The organism is Streptomyces sp. NPDC050433, assembly GCF_044458565.1.
Lineage (GTDB): Bacteria > Actinomycetota > Actinomycetes > Streptomycetales > Streptomycetaceae > Streptomyces.
On sequence record NZ_JBITIB010000007.1, the window covers coordinates 187,612 to 204,881 of the forward strand.

At 71.8% G+C, this 17,270-nt stretch carries 17 protein-coding genes; 7 read left to right on the plus strand and 10 right to left on the minus strand.

Annotation, left to right across the window (positions count from 1 at the left end; all coding sequences use genetic code 11):
• Positions 1 to 10: 10 nt before the first annotated feature.
• The 3 genes from ACIBLA_RS11285 to ACIBLA_RS11295 all read left to right on the plus strand — a co-directional run bounded on the left by ACIBLA_RS11285 (position 11) and on the right by ACIBLA_RS11295 (position 2,460).
• Positions 11 to 553 carry a methylated-DNA--[protein]-cysteine S-methyltransferase gene (locus tag ACIBLA_RS11285; protein WP_363241588.1) on the plus strand — a complete coding sequence of 181 codons (543 nt, stop codon included), beginning with the start codon at positions 11 to 13 and terminating at the stop codon, positions 551 to 553.
• Positions 554 to 634: 81 nt separating this feature from the next.
• Positions 635 to 1,543, plus strand: coding sequence for a pseudouridine-5'-phosphate glycosidase (locus ACIBLA_RS11290; RefSeq protein ID WP_363241589.1), 909 nt, complete (start codon positions 635 to 637; stop codon positions 1,541 to 1,543).
• Entirely contained in the window at positions 1,540 to 2,460 is a 921-nt protein-coding gene (locus ACIBLA_RS11295) for a carbohydrate kinase family protein (RefSeq protein ID WP_399198429.1), read from the plus strand. Before ACIBLA_RS11290 ends, ACIBLA_RS11295 begins: the two co-directional genes overlap by 4 nt.
• Positions 2,461 to 2,490: 30 nt before the next feature.
• On the opposite strand, the gene ACIBLA_RS11300 is transcribed toward ACIBLA_RS11295, so the two are convergent.
• On the minus strand, positions 2,491 to 3,132 hold the full coding sequence (locus tag ACIBLA_RS11300) for a uridine kinase (protein ID WP_399198431.1): 642 nt from the start codon (positions 3,130 to 3,132) through the stop codon (positions 2,491 to 2,493).
• A gap of 72 nt (positions 3,133 to 3,204) precedes the next feature.
• Positions 3,205 to 4,647, minus strand: a complete 1,443-nt coding sequence (locus ACIBLA_RS11305) for an amidohydrolase (RefSeq protein WP_399198432.1) — start codon at positions 4,645 to 4,647, stop codon at positions 3,205 to 3,207.
• A 168-nt stretch (positions 4,648 to 4,815) separates the two neighbouring features.
• On the opposite strand from ACIBLA_RS11305, the gene ACIBLA_RS11310 reads away from it, so the two are divergent.
• From ACIBLA_RS11310 to ACIBLA_RS11320, 3 genes are all read left to right on the plus strand, one after another.
• Positions 4,816 to 5,349: a DUF3574 domain-containing protein gene (locus tag ACIBLA_RS11310; RefSeq protein ID WP_399198433.1), complete on the plus strand. Its 534-nt coding sequence runs from the start codon at positions 4,816 to 4,818 to the stop codon at positions 5,347 to 5,349.
• A 53-nt stretch (positions 5,350 to 5,402) separates the two neighbouring features.
• Entirely contained in the window at positions 5,403 to 5,942 is a 540-nt protein-coding gene (locus ACIBLA_RS11315) for a hypothetical protein (RefSeq protein ID WP_399198434.1), read from the plus strand.
• Positions 5,943 to 6,134: 192 nt separating this feature from the next.
• Positions 6,135 to 7,319, plus strand: a complete 1,185-nt coding sequence (locus ACIBLA_RS11320; RefSeq protein ID WP_363241595.1) for a S1 family peptidase — start codon at positions 6,135 to 6,137, stop codon at positions 7,317 to 7,319.
• Positions 7,320 to 7,446: 127 nt separating this feature from the next.
• Here the strand turns inward: ACIBLA_RS11320 and ACIBLA_RS11325 are convergent, their stop codons facing one another.
• The 4 genes from ACIBLA_RS11325 to ACIBLA_RS11340 form a co-directional block, all read right to left on the minus strand.
• Positions 7,447 to 7,899, minus strand: a complete 453-nt coding sequence (locus tag ACIBLA_RS11325; protein ID WP_363241596.1) for a hypothetical protein — start codon at positions 7,897 to 7,899, stop codon at positions 7,447 to 7,449.
• A 66-nt stretch (positions 7,900 to 7,965) separates the two neighbouring features.
• Positions 7,966 to 9,219, minus strand: coding sequence for an SWIM zinc finger family protein (locus ACIBLA_RS11330; RefSeq protein ID WP_399198435.1), 1,254 nt, complete (start codon positions 9,217 to 9,219; stop codon positions 7,966 to 7,968).
• On the minus strand, positions 9,216 to 12,083 hold the full coding sequence (locus ACIBLA_RS11335; protein ID WP_399198470.1) for an SNF2-related protein: 2,868 nt from the start codon (positions 12,081 to 12,083) through the stop codon (positions 9,216 to 9,218). Before ACIBLA_RS11335 ends, ACIBLA_RS11330 begins: the two co-directional genes overlap by 4 nt.
• A gap of 240 nt (positions 12,084 to 12,323) precedes the next feature.
• On the minus strand, positions 12,324 to 12,797 hold the full coding sequence (locus tag ACIBLA_RS11340; RefSeq protein ID WP_399198436.1) for a DoxX family protein: 474 nt from the start codon (positions 12,795 to 12,797) through the stop codon (positions 12,324 to 12,326).
• A gap of 182 nt (positions 12,798 to 12,979) precedes the next feature.
• On the opposite strand from ACIBLA_RS11340, the gene ACIBLA_RS11345 reads away from it, so the two are divergent.
• Positions 12,980 to 13,330 carry a DUF6343 family protein gene (locus ACIBLA_RS11345; protein ID WP_363241599.1) on the plus strand — a complete coding sequence of 117 codons (351 nt, stop codon included), beginning with the start codon at positions 12,980 to 12,982 and terminating at the stop codon, positions 13,328 to 13,330.
• Here ACIBLA_RS11345 and ACIBLA_RS11350 read toward each other — a convergent pair.
• The 4 genes from ACIBLA_RS11350 to rpsA form a co-directional block, all read right to left on the minus strand.
• Complete coding sequence (locus ACIBLA_RS11350; RefSeq protein ID WP_363241600.1) at positions 13,299 to 13,664, minus strand: tetratricopeptide repeat protein; 366 nt, start codon at positions 13,662 to 13,664, stop codon at positions 13,299 to 13,301. The two genes, ACIBLA_RS11345 and ACIBLA_RS11350, sit on opposite strands and share 32 nt — an antisense overlap.
• Positions 13,665 to 13,743: 79 nt before the next feature.
• Positions 13,744 to 14,349 (minus strand): dephospho-CoA kinase, encoded by a 606-nt coding sequence (gene coaE / locus ACIBLA_RS11355; protein WP_363241601.1) that lies wholly within the window; start codon positions 14,347 to 14,349, stop codon positions 13,744 to 13,746.
• Between the two features lie 100 nt (positions 14,350 to 14,449).
• Entirely contained in the window at positions 14,450 to 15,388 is a 939-nt protein-coding gene (locus ACIBLA_RS11360) for a PAC2 family protein (RefSeq protein WP_363241602.1), read from the minus strand.
• A 249-nt stretch (positions 15,389 to 15,637) separates the two neighbouring features.
• On the minus strand, positions 15,638 to 17,161 hold the full coding sequence (gene rpsA, locus ACIBLA_RS11365) for a 30S ribosomal protein S1 (protein WP_023542473.1): 1,524 nt from the start codon (positions 17,159 to 17,161) through the stop codon (positions 15,638 to 15,640).
• Between the last annotated feature and the right edge of the window lie 109 nt (positions 17,162 to 17,270).

Consider the following 17,270-nt stretch of genomic DNA (forward strand, 5'->3'; position numbering starts at 1 on the left):
CGTTGTCGGCATGGACAGCAACGCGCAGTCGGTGGAGTGGGCCGTCGTCGGGAGCGACATCGGTCCGCTGCTGCTGGCCGCCACCGGTGAAGGACTTGTGACAGTTGTCTTCCACGCCACGACGGGGCGGCGGGAGGCGGCACTTCGACAGCTGAAGGGGCGGCTCGGCGCCGAGCCCGTCGAGGATCCGGCGGGCCGGCTGGCCGAGCCGATACGTCAGCTGGCGGCCTTCTTCGACGGCACCCTCCGGGAGTTCGAGCTGCCGCTCGACTGGTCGCTGTCGGGCGGCTTCAACCGGCAGGTGCTGCGGGAGCTGGCGGCCGGCGTCCCGTACGGCACGGTCGTCGGGTACGGCGATCTGGCCGACCGGGTGGGCAGTCCGGGCGCGGCCCAGGCGGTCGGCGCCGCGATGGGGTCCAACCCGCTGCCGATCGTGGTGCCGTGCCACCGGGTGGTGGAGAGCGGCGGCGGGCTGGGCGGCTTCGGGGGCGGTCTGGAGACCAAGCGCCAACTGCTGGCTCTGGAGGGCGTGCTGCCCGCGCCGCTGTTCTGACGCGGCTTCCCGCCACGGCCTGCCCGCTCTCCGGTCGGCCCGAGACGTTTGCCGGGCTCCGTGCCGTGCCAGGGATGGGACATGCCTGACACGACACTGCTGCTGTCCCCCGAGGTGCGGGCGGCGCTCGACGCGCGCCGGCCCGTCGTCGCCCTGGAGTCGACGATCATCGCGCACGGTCTGCCGCGACCGCGCAATCTGGCCGTCGCCGAGGAGCTGGAAGCGCTGGTACGGTCCGGCGGCGCCGTCCCCGCCACCGTCGCCGTGCTGGACGGCCGGGCCCATGTGGGCCTGGACAAGGACCAGTTGGAGCGGGTCGCCGGAGATCCGTCCGTCCGGAAGCTGGGCCACCGCGATCTGGCGCCCGCCCTGGCGACGGGGGCCAGCGGTGCGACGACCGTGTCCGCGACGGCGTTCCTCGCCGCCCGCGCCGGGATCCGGGTCTTCGCGACCGGCGGCCTGGGCGGCGTCCACCGCGACTGGGTCGGGGCGCAGGACGAGTCGGCGGACCTGCGGCTGCTCGCCGAGACCCGGATCACGGTGGTCTGCGCGGGCGTGAAGTCGATCCTGGACGTACCGGCGACCTTGCAGCGCCTGGAGACCCTGGGCATCGGGATCCTCGGGTACGGCACGGAGCACTTCCCCGGCTTCTACCTGACATCGTCCGGGGAGCCCGTCGACTGGACGGTGCGCACTCCGCAGGAGGTCGCGGCGGTGATGGACGCCCAGGACAAGCTCGGCGGGCCGGAGGCCGCGCTGATCGTCGCCAATCCGGTGCCGGAGTCGGAACAGCTCGACCCGCAGCTGCACGACCGGGTCCTCGCCGAGGCGCTGTCGGAGTGCCGGGAGCGGGGCATCGTCGGACAGGCGGTGACGCCGTTCCTGCTGGGTGAGCTGATGCGACGTACCGGCGGCGCGTCGCTGGAGGCGAATCTGGCCGCCGTACGCGGCAACGTGCGGCTAGCCACGCTGGTCGCGGCGGCGCGGTGAGCGGTGAACCGCCCGCCGACGGCGACGCCGGCGCGCTGCTGATCGTCGGGGACGTCGTCACGGACGTGGTGGCCCGGCACCGTACGCCGCTCGCGCACGGCACGGACACGGCGGCCGAGATCCGCACCCTGCCGGGCGGCGCCGGGGCCAACGCGGCCTGCTGGGCCGTCGCCACGGGATGCGCGGACGTCCGGCTGCTCGGCCGGGTCGGCGCGGACGCCGCCGCGTGGCACGAGGAGCGGCTGCGAGCTGCGGGCGTGCGCCCCCTGCTCGTCGTGGACGACGACGCGGCGACCGCCACCGTCGTCTCGCTGGTCGACGCGTCCGCCGAACGCACGTTCCTGACCGACAGCGGCGCCGTCCTCCGCCTCGACGTCGCCGACTGGTCGGCCTCGCTGCTGGACGGCGTGCGCCGGCTGCACATCTCCGGGTATCTCTTTTTCGCCGCCACCAGCCGTCAAATGGTGCGCGCCGCCCTGGAGTCGGCGCGGGCGCGTGACATCCCGGTGAGTGTGGACCCCGCCTCGGCGGGCTTCATCGCGCGCCTCGGCGCCGAGACGTTCCTCGCGGCGGCGGACGGTGTCGAGGTGCTGCTGCCGAACGCCGACGAGGCCAGGCTCCTCACCGGCGTCCCGGATGCCGGGAAGGCGGCGGCCGAGCTGAGCCGCCGCTTCCCGCTCGTCGTGGTGACCCTGGGGTCCGACGGCGCGTTGGTGGCGGCGGACGGAGCCGTGACGGCGCGCGTTCCGCCCGATTCCGCGCGGGCCGTCGACTCCACCGGGGCGGGCGACGCGTTCAACGGCGCCTTTCTGGCGACCCTGCTGGCGGGCGCCGATCCGGTGACGGCCGCGGCGGCGGGCTGCCGCGCCGGAGCCCTGGCGGTCGCGCTGCCGGGCGGCCGGCCACCGGTGCCGTGAACAGTCCCGCCCGGCCCGCGCAGGCGCGGTTCAGCTCTGCCGTGGCGCCCACGCGGGACGCCGCGGATCGTCCGCCCGTACGAGGACGTCGGCGGCCTCCGCAGGGCCGACCTCCCGCTCGTACCGTTCGAAAGCGGGCAGCGTCCACTGTTCGCTCTCCTCGGTGCGACGGCGGAGCGCGGCGGGCGACAGCCGCAGATGCACCGTGAGGTCGAACGGGAACCAGTGACCGAGCAGCAGCGGCCCGTGCACCAACAGCACACCGCCCGGCGGGAGTTCGACGCGCGCGCTGCGGGTCGCGCGGTCGGTGGCGGGATCCCACAGATCGGGCAGGACACGGCCGGTCCCGCCCGCTTCCACCGGCCCGAACACCTCCCGCCACAGGGCGCCCGTGTCGAACCAGCCGTCGTAGTACGAGTCGGGCTCGTGCCGCCCGTACTCGTACCGCAGCGACGCGGGCCGCAGGAAGCCGCCGGTCCCGACGACGAGCACCGAGCGGCCCCTCAGCCGCAGGGCGTCCGCGAGCGCTTGAGCAAGCACGCCGGGGCGCGCGGCGGGGGCGCCGTCCACCGCGATACGCGGCCAGGGGCCGCCGTCGTCGGCCTTGGTCTCCAGGGCACGCTCGGCCAGTGCGCCGGTCAGCCGCTCCCAGGTGATCGCTTCGAGTCTCACCCTTCCATCATGGGGCCGCCGACGACGGCGTACGCGTCGCGGGGCGGCTCGTACGCGCGGCGCGGGCGGCTCCTACGACGGGTCGTAGTCCTGGATGCGGCGCCCGTGGGTGCGGTCCGTCAACGCCGGTAGGCGGGTGGTCAGTTCGCTGACGATCTGTGGGACGTCGAGCGTCAGGAGCCTGCGGTCACGCATCAGGACCTTCCCGTCGACGATCGTGGTCAGCACATCGGCGGAGCGCGCGCTGAGGACGAGAGTCGCGGCGTGGTCGTGGACCGGCTGGGTGTGCGGCCCCGTCAGGTCCACCAGGATCAGATCGGCGCGCCGTCCCGGAGCGAGGGCGCCGATCTCGTCGCCGAGGCCGACGGCGCGGGCGCTCTGGGTGGTGGCGTGGTCGAGTGCCTGACGGGCGGTCAGCCAACCGGGGTCGCGCTGCGTGGACTTCTGGCTCAGTGCGGTGAGCGTCATGCTCTCCCAGACGTCGAGGGTGTTGTTCGACGCCGCCCCGTCCGTCGCCAGGCCGACGGGCACGCCGATCGAGGCCAGGGCGCGCAGCGGCGTCGGGCCCCAGCCGAACTTGAGGTAGCCCTTGGGCGCGGTGGCGAACGCGACGCGCCCGGTACGGCGCCGTAGTACGGCGAGGTCGTCGGCCGCCACGCCGCCGTCGGCCACCACCCCGCCGTCGGACGAACCGATGCCGTCGGCCGAACCGGTGCCGTGGACCAGCCCGGTGCCGTGGGCGACGAGCAGGTCGACGTCGAGCAGCCCGGCACGGTGCAGGGTCTCGATGGGTGTACGGCCGATGGCGGCGACACTCGCGGCCGTCTGCTCCGCGTTCTCCGCAGCGTGGATGTGCACCAACAGACCGTGCTCGCGAGCGAGTTCGGCGGTCGCGGCCAGATCGTCGTCGTTCACCGTGTACGGGGCGTGCGGGGCCAGCGACGTCGTGATCCGCCCGCCGGCGGCGCCCCGCAGCCGGAGCGCGAAGTCGAGGGAGCGCTCTCGGCCGGCGGCGCCCTCGCTGGAGAAGTACCCCGCGCCGAGGTTGGCCCGCAGCCCGCTCGCCTCGGTGGCGGCGGCGACCCTGTCCATGGCGAAGTAGTGGTCGGCAAAGGTGGTGACACCGCCGCGGATCATCTCGGCGCAGGCGAGCAGGGCGCCGAGTTCGACGTCACGGTCGGTGAGATTGGTCTCGATGGGCCAGATCCAGTCGTTGAACCACTCCTCGATCGGCAGGTCCTCGGCGATGCCGCGCAGCGCCACCATCGGTGTGTGCGTATGGCAGTTGATCAGTCCGGGCATGGCGAGCAGGCCGCGCGCGTCGATGCGTTCGAGCGCGGGCAGGGCGGCGACGGCCTCCGGGGTGGTGATCGACTCGATGAGGCCGCCACGTACGACGATCGCGCTGTCGCCGGTGAAGCCGATACCACCGGCCCCGTCGGTGCCGTCGTGCGTCAGCGTGGTGCAGCCGGTGATGACGAGATCTGCGGGCCGGCTCTCGGGAACGGTGGTCATCGGAGCAACGTACTGGGCGCGAGGGCCTGTCCGGCGGTCTTGCACTCGTGCGGGTGGTTTCCGGTGGGAGCCGGTGTCTCGACGGGGTGGGCGGATGGTTGACCGCCGTGTGAATCCGCAGGTGGCAGCCCCCTCCTTGCGGACCGTCCCAGAGAGCGAGCCCCTTCCGTGCCGACCGTGACGAACACCTCGCAGCCCGACCCCGCCGCGGGCACCCCGAGCAACCCAGGCACCGCGGGCACCCCGCGCTCCCCGAGGCGGCGCGCGTGGCTCGCCCTCGCGTCCGCCTCCGTCGCCGTCCTGACGGTCGGCGCTCCCGCCGCGTACGCGACCCTCGACAGCGAACAGCGTCCGACGCAGACCCGTCGTGGCGAGGCCTACGTCGAGACGCGGCTCTTCTTCGGTACGGAACGGCCCGACGGCGGAACGGAGGTGACCGACCGTCAATTCATGGCGTTCATCGACCGCGAGGTCACTCCGGACTTTCCGTCGGGGCTGACGATCCAGGAGGGCCGCGGCCAGTGGCGGGACTCCCAGGGCAAGATCGAGCGGGAGCGTTCGTACGAGCTGATCCTGCTGTATCCGGCGTCGGAGGCGAATTCACGCGACGCCCGGATCGAGCGGATCCGGGACGCGTACGTCGATGCGAACGCCCAGGACTCTGTGACCAGGCTGGACGAGCGGACGCTCGCGGACTTCTGAGCGCAGGACGGCGCGGGGTCGTAAACCGGCCCCGCGGCGGGCATTTCTTCCTCATGACCGTTCGCCCGCGCCCCCTGCTGCTCCTCGACGTCGACGGCCCCCTCAACCCGTACGCCGCGCGGCTGCCGCGCCCGCGCGGGTACACGACGCACCATCTGCGCCCGTCGAACTGGCTCGCCCGCCAGACCCCCGGATCCCGCCGCCACAGACGCGGGCTGCGGGTACGCCTCAACCCCGCCCACGGCCCGGTACTCACCGGGCTGCCCTTCGAACTGGCCTGGGCCACCACCTGGATGCACGAGGCCAACACCATGATCGCGCCGGCTGTCGGGCTGCCGACCGATCTGCCGGTGATCGAGTGGCCGGAACTGTTCGCGACCGATCCGGACGGCCTCTACTGGAAGACGCGTCCGCTCGTGGAGTGGGCGGACGGCCGGCCCTTCGCCTGGGTCGACGACATGATCACCGATCGGGACACCACATATGTCGCGACCCACCACGACGGCCCCGCGCTGCTGTTGCGCATCCATCCGCGACGCGGGCTGCGGGAGCGGGACTTCGCGACGCTGACACGCTGGGCGCAGTTGCTCTGAGAGCGCATAGTCGGGTCTCCGGACTGCCGACCAGGCGAATCGAGCGATGCGCCAATTCCGTTCGAGCATTGGCATGGACCTGTTCATGATCCTTGGATACGCTCCGGCCGGGGTGAATGAGAGCGCTCTCACTCGCCCGCTGTTCCACTGTTCCATCCCCACGATCGCTGGAACAACCGAAGGGCGAATGCCTTGAGACGCACAGCAGTTGTACGCACCGGTCTGTCCACACTCCTCCTCGTCGGTACCTGGGCTGCGGCCGGGCTCGCGCCCGCGTCGGCCGCCGCTCCCGACTCCGCGTCGGCCTCGACATCGATGTCAGCGTCGGCGCCGAAGGCGGCACCCGCCGCATCCGACAGCCTGATCACCGCCATGCAGAAGGACTTCGGCCTGACGAAGAGTCAGGCGGTCGCCCGGCTCGCCGCCGAGAAGACGGCGACCGCCGTCGAGGACAAGGCGCAGCGCGTGGCGGGAGCGTCGTACGGCGGCTCCTGGTTCAGCGCGGCCGACAACACACTGACCGTCGCCCTCACCGACGGCGGCAAGGCAGCCGCCGTGCGCGCGACAGGCGCCACGGTCAAGCTCGTGAAGCACAGCGAGAAGACGCTCGACGCGACCATGAAGCGGATCGACGCGCTCTCCGCACCGGCCGGCGTGAGCAGTTGGCGTGTCGACCCGAAGTCCAACCGGGTCGTGGTGAACGTCCTCGCCTCGGAGCGTGCCGACAAGGCCGTCGCCGGGTTCGTCGCCAAGGCCGAGAAGACCGGTCCTGTGACGGTCGTGGAGACCACGCAGGCTCCCACCACCTTCGCCGCCGGGACGGTCGGCGGCGACCCGTACTACACGGGCAACGTCCGCTGTTCCATAGGCTTCTCCGTGCACGGCGGCTTCGTCACCGCCGGTCACTGCGGCCCGCAGGGGCAGTCGGTGCGCGGCTGGGACAACTCCGCCATCGGCAACTTCCAGGGATCGTCCTTCCCCGGCAACGACTACGCGTGGGTGAACGTCGCCAACGGCTGGTGGACCGTGCCAGTCGTCCTCGGCTGGGGCACCGTGTCGGACCAGCTGGTGCGCGGCTCGAACGAGGCCCCCATCGGCGCCTCGATCTGCCGCTCCGGCTCCACCACGCGCTGGCACTGCGGCAATGTCCTGGGCAAGAACGAGACGGTCAACTACGCCCAGGGCGCCGTCCACCAGATGACCAAGACGAGCGTCTGCGCGGAGGGTGGCGACTCCGGTGGCTCGTTCATCAGCGGTGACCAGGCGCAGGGCGTGACGTCCGGCGGCTGGGGCAACTGCAGTGGTGGCGGTGAGACCTGGTATCAGCCGGTCAACGAGATCCTGAGCACGTACGGGCTGACGCTGCACACCGCCTGATCCAGGCCGCGCTCGCTGGCCGGAACGGACCTCTCGCCGGGTCCGCCCGGCCCCCGGTCCGTCGCGGCGGATCGTCGGCGGCCGAATCGTCGCGGCGGCCGAATCGTCCTCGATCGCCGGACGAGGCTCAACGCCCGTCCGGCGATCGGGTGTCGTGGTGTCCGAAGCGCAGTTCACCGATTGTGCCGGCCTGGACGACCATGCCGTGCACCGTGCCGCCGCTGATGGTGTTGTGCACGTCGGGCGCCTGCCTCGGTACGGAGGCGGCGGGCGCCAACTCGTCCAGGATCGCGCGGAGTTCGGCAGCCGCCGCCGGGTCCGCGGCGAGCGCACGGCGCAGCCGGGCGCGCCATTCGGACTGGACGTCGGCCATCAGCTGTTCGTCCTCGTCCCGCCGGGCCACGACCAAGTCGGCGCGTCCGGTCTCCAGGTCCTCCTCGACCGAATCGGGGGTGGCCGAGCCGCGGCCCGCGAAGAACGCCGTCATCCGGTCCCGCGCCGCCGCCCAGCCGTCCGTCGCCATCTGCTGGACGAGAGCGCCGGCCGTCGCAGTCGCCAGTGCCACCAACTCGGCTTCCACCGTGCCCCCTTGATCCGTGATTGGTCAGAGCTTACGGATACGAGCTTACGCATACGAGCGTAGCGGTCACTGTCCGAGAAGGGCGGTGAGTGCGCCCACCGGGTCCGTGTCGGGGGTGCCCCGTGGCCACCAGTCCTCACGGTCGCGGTCCGACTCGTACCCGTACCAGAGCCCGTCGCGGCCGAAACGGAGCTGGAGCGACGGCTCGGAGAGGCGGTTGCGCCAGGGGCGGAAGTGCGGGAAGTCGGCCGCCATGAGCGCGGGTCGGGCCCGGTCGAACGGTCCGGCGGGCGGGTCCCACGCCTCCTCCAGGACGGCCAGCCCCGCCGGACCCCCCTGGCGCCAGGCGGCGACCGCGCGTGCCAGGTCCATGGGGCTGTGGTCGGTGCCCGCCGCCAGGTCGCGGTAGAGGGCGCGGGTGGAGGCGGTGAGCCCGGAGCCAGGATGGGCGGCGGCCAGCCGGACGGCGTCCTGCCAGGGGGTGAGGCCGCCGACGGGGTCGATACCGGTCGCGAGGAATGTGTGCGCGCGGACCGCCGCCTCGGTGGCGAGCAGGTCGAGCGCCAGGGGGTCGGGGGCGCCCGGTGTGTGCGGATAGACCGGCGGGCGGCCGGGGTTGGCGGGCGGCGGGAACGGGGGCGGCAGGGTCGGGGCAGTGCGGGCCGTGATCGCCGTGGCCGCGTCGACCGTGGGCAGGGGCGGTGCGGCGGTGCCGCGTTCGGCGGCGGAGCGGTTGGCGTTGCGGCGGGTCAGGTCGGCGAAGATCTCGTGCTCGCCGCGTCCGCGCATCAGGAACAGCACGAACGGGTCCTCGTCGAGCAGCCGCGCCGTCTGGTAGCAGAGCGCCGCCGCGTGCTTGCACGGGAAACCGTCGTCGGGGCAGGAGCAGTCGGGCGTGAGGTCACCCGCGGCGGGCAGCAGGTCCGCCGTGGCGGCGAGCGCGTGCGGCATGTCCTTGTCGAGGAGGGCGGCGATGTGGTCGGGGCGGGCAGCGGCGGCGTCCAGGAGGTCTTCCCAGTCGCCGTCGTCGAGGGTGCGCAGGCGGATCTCCGTGCGGTACGGGCGCGGCCGGGAACCGTGCACGTACGCCATGACCCGGCCCGGCGTGACCGTGATCGCGTCCACGTGCCCACGGCCCGCGTAGGCCCGCCCGCGTCGCAGCCGGGCCGGGTCGAGCGCCGAGTCCTCCATGGACTCCACCCAGGCGTTGCCCCACCAACTGGTGGCGAAGTCACCTTGGGGCGCCGCACCGGGCCGGGGTGGCAGGGCGGGGAACGTACGACGGCGGTCGTCGTGCCGAGGGGCGCGCGGTGCGGTCATGACGGCCTCCGCAGCGAGACCAGATCGGCCAGTTCACGGTCGGTCAACTCGGTCAGGGCTCCTTCGCCCGAGCCCAGCACGGCATCGGCCAGGGCGCGTTTGGCGACCAGCATCTCGGCGATCCGGTCCTCGACGGTGCCCTCCGCGATCAGCCGGTGGACCTGCACGGGCTGGGTCTGGCCGATGCGGTAGGCGCGGTCCGTGGCCTGCTCCTCGACGGCCGGGTTCCACCAGCGGTCGTAGTGCACGACATGGCCCGCCCGAGTGAGGTTGAGGCCGGTTCCCGCGGCCTTGAGCGACAGCAGGAAGACGGGCGTCTCGCCGGACTGGAACCGGTCCACCATCCGCTCGCGCTCCGCCACGGGCGTGCCGCCGTGCAGGAGTTGGGACGGGATCGCGCGGGAGGTGAGATGGGCGGACAGGAGCCGCGCCATCGACACGTACTGCGTGAAGACCAGGACCGAGCCGTCCTCGGTCAGGATCGTGTCGAGCAGCTCGTCGAGGAGGGCGAGCTTCCCGGACCGACCGGTGAGTCTGGCCTGCTCCTCCTTCAGATACTGCGCCGGGTGGTTGCAGATCTGTTTGAGCGCGGTGAGCAGCTTCATGACCAGGCCGCGCCGGGCGATGCCTTCCGCTGCCTCGATGGCGGCCATCGTCTCGCGGACCACCGCCTCGTACAGGGAGGCCTGTTCACGGGTGAGCGGCACCGGATGGTCGCTCTCCGTCTTCGGCGGCAGCTCGGGGACGATGCCGGGGTCGGACTTCCTGCGGCGCAGCAGGAAGGGGCGGACCAGCCGGGAGAGCCGGTCCACGGCCTCGTCGCTCGCGAGGGTGCCCGCCGATCCCGCGTGTTCCACGTTCTCCACGATGCGCGCGTGGCGGGCGCGGAAGGACTTGAGCGGACCGAGGAGTCCGGGCGTCGTCCAGTCGAGCAGCGCCCACAGCTCGGAGAGGTTGTTCTCCACGGGGGTGCCGGTCAGCGCGATACGGGCGGGTGACGGGATGGTGCGCAGGGCCTTGGCGGTGGAGGAGAACGGGTTCTTGACGTGCTGGGCCTCGTCGGCGACGACCATCCCCCAGGTGTGCGTGGCCAGTTCGGCCGCGCTGGAGCGCATCGTGCCGTACGTGGTGAGGACGAACCCGTCCGTGACCCCGTCCAGCGTGCGGCCGGAGCCGTGGAAGCGGTGGACCGGGACACCGGGCGCGAAGCGGGTGATCTCCCGCTGCCAGTTGCCGAGGAGGGAGGCCGGGCAGACGACAAGCGTGGGGACCGGGCGGGCACGGTGCAGATGGAGCGCGATGACGGTGATCGTCTTGCCGAGGCCCATGTCGTCGGCGAGGCAGCCGCCGAGGCCGAGCGAGGTCATCAGGTCGAGCCAGGCGAGCCCGCGCAGTTGGTAGTCGCGCAGAGTGGCGTCCAGGGCCGCGGGCTGCGGAACGGCCAGCGGGCCGGAGACGAGCCGGTCACGCAGGACCGCCAGCGTGCCGGTCGGGACGGCCTCGACCGTCTCGCCGTCCACCTCGGCCGTGCCGCTGAGGGCCACGGCCAGCGCGCCGACCGGGTCGAGCAGGCCCAACTCCCGCTTGCGCGCCTTCCGTACGAGGTCGGGGTCGACCACCACCCACTGGTCGCGCAGCCGCACGATCGGCCGGTGCGACTCGGCGAGCGCGTCCATCTCGGCCTCGCTGAGCGGATCGCCGTCGAGCGCCAGCTGCCAGTTGAACTTGAGCAGTTCCTCGCTGTCGAAGAAGGGGGTGCCGTCCGTGGCCGAGCCGGGCGCGGGGCGTACGACGGCGGCGGCCGAGAGCGTACGGGCCAGCTCCCTCGGCCAGTGGACGGCCACCCCGGCGGCGGCGAGGCTCGCGGCCCCCGGACCGAGCAGTTCATACAGCTCGTCCTCCGACAGCGGCAGAGCGGCGGGGACGTCGTGCTCCAGGAGCCGGGCGAGCGGCGGCCAGACGCGGGCGGCGCGGCGCAGCGCGAGCAGGGCGTCGATCCGGGCTCGCGGCCCGAAGAGGTCGTCGCCGTCGCCCGCCCAGAGCCGGGCCGCGTCCATGACGAGCGTCGGGTCGGCGAGGCTGTGGATCTGGACCAGTGCGGCCCCGGCGCGCCGCTCCACGCCGGACTCCTCCGGGGTCTCGTGGGTGGAGGCGGAGTCGAACAGCTCGTACGCGGAGAGGTCGAGGCGCAGCGAGACGCGCACCCCGGCGTCCATCCCCGCTGCCGCCTCGGCCGCCCAGGAGCGGGCGCCGGGCAGATGCTGCGCGGCGTACGCGGCGAACGGCGCGCCTGCGGCGAAAGCGGCGGCGGGTGTACGGGGCAGGGTGTCGGCGACCGCGTCGAGGAAGGCCCGCACCAGGGCTTCCGGCTCCGGCAGCCGCAGCGGGAGCAGGTCGGGGAGCGGGACGGCGTGGGCCTCGTACGGCATGGCGGCGGCGATGGCCCGCAGCTGGGCGATGTCGTCCGCGTCGAGCGGGCCGGCCCGCCAGGCGTCGTGGTCGCCGGCGGTGAGGCCGGGCAGCAGCCGGCCCCGCGCCGACAGGTGCAGCGCGTGCAGGGCGGCGGCGCCCCAGCAGATGGCGGAAGGGTGGGCCGAGGCGTCGGAGCGGGCGCGGACCAGCAGCGGCAGGGCGTCGGCGACGGGCATGAGGACGGCGCGCACGACGTGGGTACGGACACCGGGGCCGTGCTCGTCTTCGCCGACGGGGTCTGCTGCCTCGTCGGCCGGAGCCACGACCGTGAGGTCGCCCGTGGTGAAGCCGCCGCCGGCGGGCGGCTCCCCCTCCGGGGCCCAGAACGCGACCCGTCCGTCGCGGGGCAGTCCGGCGGGGAGGAAGACGGCGGCGCAGCGCGCCAGTGGCATCGCGGCGGAAAAGGCATCCGTGACGGCGTTCGAAAAGGCGCGCGCAGGCGAAGACGCGTCGTTCGACACGTGCCGCGTCATCGTCATCGACTCCCTCCGCCCGGTCGCTTACCTGCGAGATCTAATTACCCGGCGAGTCTAGGCGGGGGGTCTGACAGTGGCCCCGTCATGCCTGAAGGCCGCATCCCCTCAAGGCGTGAGGATGCGGTCTTCAGGCGCGGCGGAGCGGGTGGCCACGGATCAGATCCGTCGGCGCACCAGGGCGACCAGCTCCACGGTCTTCTGCCGCCGCACCCACGCGACCACGGCGAAGAGGACGAGGAAGATCACCGGAGTCAGCGCGTTCTCACCGTCGAAGACGGTCACCTGGGTGATGAGGGCACCGATCATCAGGCCGATGAGCGCGATCGCCGAGACCCCGGAGAGGATCGGTATGCCCAGCGCGACGGCCCCCGCCAGCTCAAGGGCGCCGGTGAAGTACATGAACCAGTCGCCGAAGCCGATCGCGTCGAACGACTCGGCAGCCACCGAGTGGCCGATGAGCTTCGGCCCGGCGCTGGGGACCGCCAGGAACAGCGCCAGGACGATCTGGAGCGTACGGACCGTGATGTCCGTGCGACGCGAGGGTCCGGCCTGGGCCGTGGAGGAAGCGGAAACGGCCGCAGAAGCGGCGGCGGGAGCGGTCTGCGCGGGGATGGTCGTAACCTCGGACATCAGGGGTCTCCTCCGTTGAGCACATGGTGTGTCTTTCAAGGAGGTAGACACCCGCCCGGCCCGGAACTCATCGCTCTGCGGGCGGCCTGAGCGACGAATTTCCCGTCGGCTCGTTTCGCCGCTCCGCACCCGGTGGATCGGAGGCCCGGACCGGGTACATCACTGACAGGAGGTGCGAAGCCATGCGCACCGGAAGTGAACCTCTCACCGCGCGCAGTCCACTGCGGATGCGCTGGTGGCTGAGCCTCTGGGGCCTGATCTGGACCGCATTCGGCACGTCCGTCTTCGCGCTCGCCGGCCGGCCGGGCTGGGCGATCGCCTGCGGGGTGCTGCTGCTGATCGTCGCCACGGACTTCGTGCTCGTCGTCCGCCATCTACGCCAGGGGTCGCGCTACCAGCCGGGACGTGACGTACCGCCGTTCGAAGATCACAGCAGCCGCCGGAGTGACCACGGCAGTGGGGGCGAGAGCCGTGGCGAGGGCGGGAGTGATGAGGGCGACCTCAGTCGTCCGAGTCGAAACGTGCGGCTTTGAGATACTCGGGCTTGGGGTCGAGCGCCGCCGCCAGCCTGAAATGCTTCGTCGCGTGCTCGGGCCGCCCCGCCCGCTCATAGGTACGGGCCAGTGCGAAGTGCGCGAACGCGTTGTCCGGCTCGCGCTCCAGGACCAGCTCGAACTCCAGCTCCGCGGGCCGCAGTTGGGCGGCGGCGAAGAACGCGCGGGCGCGCAGCAGCCGGGCGGCCGTGTTCTCGGGGTGCGCCGCGATCACCGAGTCGAGCAATTTGACCGCGCCACGCGGATCACGCGCGGCGAGAAGCTGCTCCGCCGCGCGATAGTCGATGACGTGGGTCTCCGGGCTCTCGGTCACGGTCGAATCCTTCCCCTGGGTCCGCGCTTTCAACGTCGCACACGTCGGCGGTATTCCAAAAACGTCATGGCGGTACGCGTCAGCGGTCGGCGGCGGCCCGTTCGACCAGCCGTTCCCAGACCTCGCGGACCTGCGGCTCCAGCTTCTCCAGCGGACCGTCGTTGTCGATGACCAGATCGGCGGCGGCGGTGCGCTGCTCGCGGGTGGCCTGCGCCGCCATCCGCGACCTGGCCTCGGACTCGGCCATGCCTCGCAGCCGTACGAGCCGGTCGAGCTGCCTCTCGGGCGACGCGTCCACGACCAGGACCAGGTCGTAGAGCCCCGTCAGCTCGCTCTCGACGAGGAGCGGCACATCGTGGACGACGATGTCTTCCGCCCCGGCCGTGCTCTCCAGCTCCACCGAACGGGCCCTGACCAGGGGATGGACGATGGCGTTCAGGGTGGCGAGCTTGTCGCTGTCGGAGAAGACGAGCGAGCCGAGCTTCGGCCGGTCGAGCCTCCCGTCGGCGGTGAGGACGCCGGGCCCGAAGGCGTCCACGACGGCGTCGAGCCCGGTGGTTCCGGGCTCGACGACCTCTCTGGCGATCTTGTCGGCGTCCACCAGCACCGCGCCGTACGAGACGAGCAGTCGGGACACTTCACTCTTTCCGGCGCCGATCCCGCCGGTCAGGCCCACTTTCAGCATGCTTCGCAGCTTAGAGCGTGGACCGGATGTCTTACGAGACGCCCGGACATCTGCCACGAGCGACCACCGGCCACCGGTCGGTGGCCGGTGACGCGTCGCCTTACCCGTCGCCCTCCCGCTCCGCCAGGAACTTCTCGAACTCGCGCCCGATCTCGTCCGCCGACGGCAGCTCCACCGGCTCCGCCACCAGATTGCCCCGGCTGTCGGCGCCGGCCACCGCGTCGTACTGATGCTCAAGGCCCTGCACCATCGTCACCAGCTCCTCGTCCCCCTCGCTCAGCTGGCGCTCGATCTCGGTCTGGGTGCGCTGCGCCTCCGTACGGAGGGCGTGCGCGACGCCCGGCAGAACCAGGCCCGTCGCCGCGGTGATCGCCTCAAGGGCGGTCAGCGCCGCGTCCGGATACGAGGACCGCGCCACGTAGTGCGGGACGTGCGCGGCCACGCCCAGGACGTCGTGTCCGCTCTCCATCAGCCGGTACTCGACCAGCGCCTCGGCGCTGCCGGGCACCTGTGCCTCATCGAAGGGGCTGCGGTGGCCCGGCATCAGGTCGGTGCGGTTGCCGTGCGGGGTGATGCCGACCGGGCGCGTGTGCGGCACGCCCATCGGGATGCCGTGGAAGTTGACGGCCAGCCGTACGCCGAGGCGCTCGACGACCTGACTCACGGCCGCCGCGAACCGCTCCCACTCCACGTCGGGCTCGGGCCCCGACAGCAGCAGGAACGGGGCACCTGTGGCGTCCTGGACGAGCCGCACCTCGAGTGCCGGTGTCTCGTAGCTCGACCAGCGGTCGCGCCGGAACGTCAGCAAGGGGCGGCGGGCGCGGTAGTCGACCAGCCTGTCGTGGTCGAAGCGCGCCACCACCTGGTTCGGCAGCGATTCGAGCAGGTTCTCGACGATCTGGTCGCCGGTCTCACCCGCGTCGATGTAGCCCTCGAAGTGGTAGAGCATGACGAGGCCCGCGGACTCCTGCGCGAGCGCCATGTCGACGACTGCCAGGCCCTTGGGCTCCCACTCGTACAAATCCTGCGGATCAAGCACGATTACCGGTCCTCCTCGTGTTCCTCAGGGAGAACGCGCCTCCGGGCGTGAGCATTCCCCGCCCGCGCGCCCCGCATCCGGTGGCCGGACCGGCGGTGCCGGTGATGCGGGACACAAGAGGGCGCCTCCGTACGGTACTTGGTGCTGTGGATCTTCGCTCACCGACCCGCGCGGGGGCATGCGTAAGGCCCGCTCCCCGAGGGGAACGGGCCTTACGTGGAGCTGTCTACCGGTTACGGGGTCGGAGCGTCAGCTCTGGCCGCCAGCCAGCTTCTCGCGCAGGGCGGCCAGGGCCTCGTCCGACGCCAGGGCGCCGGAGTTGTCCTGGGACTCCGAGGAGTACGAACCGCCGCCGCCACCGCCACCGCTGCCACCGGAGGCCGCGGGAGCCGCGCCGGCCGGGGCGGCAGCGCCCTCGGCAGCGGCGGCCTCGTCGGCCTCGCGGGACTTGATGACCTGAGCCTGGTGCTGCTCGAAGCGGGTCTGCGCCTCGGCGTACTGGGTCTCCCACACCTCGCGCTGAGCCTCGAAGCCCTCGAGCCAGTCGTTGGTCTCGGGGTCGAAGCCCTCGGGGTAGATGTAGTTGCCCTGGTCGTCGTACGAGGCAGCCATGCCGTACAGCGTCGGGTCGAACTCGACCGAGGCCGGGTCGCCACCGAACGCCTCGTTGGCCTGCTTCAGCGAGAGGCTGATGCGGCGGCGCTCCAGGTCGATGTCGATGACCTTGACGAAGATCTCGTCGTTGACCTGGACGACCTGCTCCGGGATCTCCACGTGGCGCTCGGCCAGCTCGGAGATGTGGACCAGACCCTCGATGCCCTCGTCGACGCGGACGAACGCACCGAACGGAACGAGCTTGGTGACCTTGCCGGGAACGACCTGGCCGATCTGGTGCGTCCGGGCGAACTGCTGCCACGGGTCTTCCTGCGTCGCCTTGAGCGACAGGGAGACACGCTCGCGGTCCATGTCCACGTCGAGAACCTCGACGGTGACTTCCTGGCCGACCTCGACAACCTCGGAGGGGTGGTCGATGTGCTTCCAGGACAGCTCGGAGACGTGCACGAGACCGTCGACACCGCCGAGGTCCACGAACGCACCGAAGTTGACGATCGAGGAGACGACGCCGGAGCGGACCTGGCCCTTCTGCAGGGTCGTGAGGAAGGTCTGGCGAACCTCGCTCTGCGTCTGCTCCAGCCAGGCACGGCGGGACAGGACCACGTTGTTGCGGTTCTTGTCCAGCTCGATGATCTTGGCTTCGAGCTCCTTGCCCACATACGGCTGGAGGTCGCGGACGCGGCGCATCTCGACGAGAGAGGCCGGCAGGAAGCCACGGAGGCCGATGTCGAGGATGAGTCCACCCTTGACGACCTCGATGACGGTGCCGGTGACGATGCCGTCTTCTTCCTTGATCTTCTCGATCGTGCCCCAGGCGCGCTCGTACTGCGCGCGCTTCTTGGACAGGATGAGCCGGCCTTCCTTGTCCTCCTTCTGGAGAACGAGGGCCTCGATCTCATCGCCCACGGCGACGACCTCGTTGGGGTCGACGTCGTGCTTGATCGAAAGCTCGCGGGAGGGGATGACGCCTTCGGTCTTGTAACCGATGTCGAGCAGGACCTCGTCCCGGTCGACCTTCACGATGACGCCGTCGACGATGTCGCCGTCGTTGAAGTACTTGATCGTCTCGTCGATCGCGGCGAGGAATGCTTCCTCGTTACCGATGTCGTTGACCGCAACCTGCGGGGTGGTGGCGGTGGTCTCGGTGCTGCTCGTCATGTGGGTAAAGGCTCCGGTACGGACATTGAGTCGTAGGTACTGCCACGCCGAGAGCCCGTATCGCCATCCGCCGGAAGTCCGGACAGCCGAGGGAGCGCCATTCCCGAGA

Excerpts from the sequence above, each read along its gene's own strand:
- ACIBLA_RS11315 (WP_399198434.1), top strand. The coding sequence starts at position 5,403 with ATGACCGTTCGCCCGCGCCCCCTGCTGCTCCTCGACGTCGACGGCCCC.
- ACIBLA_RS11290 (WP_363241589.1), top strand. The coding sequence starts at position 635 with ATGCCTGACACGACACTGCTGCTGTCCCCCGAGGTGCGGGCGGCGCTC.
- rpsA (WP_023542473.1), bottom strand. The coding sequence starts at position 17,161 with ATGACGAGCAGCACCGAGACCACCGCCACCACCCCGCAGGTTGCGGTC.
- ACIBLA_RS11330 (WP_399198435.1), bottom strand. The coding sequence starts at position 9,219 with ATGACCGCACCGCGCGCCCCTCGGCACGACGACCGCCGTCGTACGTTC.
- ACIBLA_RS11345 (WP_363241599.1), top strand. The coding sequence starts at position 12,980 with ATGCGCACCGGAAGTGAACCTCTCACCGCGCGCAGTCCACTGCGGATG.
- ACIBLA_RS11285 (WP_363241588.1), top strand. The coding sequence starts at position 11 with ATGGACAGCAACGCGCAGTCGGTGGAGTGGGCCGTCGTCGGGAGCGAC.
- ACIBLA_RS11335 (WP_399198470.1), bottom strand. The coding sequence starts at position 12,083 with ATGCCACTGGCGCGCTGCGCCGCCGTCTTCCTCCCCGCCGGACTGCCC.
- coaE (WP_363241601.1), bottom strand. The coding sequence starts at position 14,349 with ATGCTGAAAGTGGGCCTGACCGGCGGGATCGGCGCCGGAAAGAGTGAA.
- ACIBLA_RS11340 (WP_399198436.1), bottom strand. The coding sequence starts at position 12,797 with ATGTCCGAGGTTACGACCATCCCCGCGCAGACCGCTCCCGCCGCCGCT.
- ACIBLA_RS11305 (WP_399198432.1), bottom strand. The coding sequence starts at position 4,647 with ATGACCACCGTTCCCGAGAGCCGGCCCGCAGATCTCGTCATCACCGGC.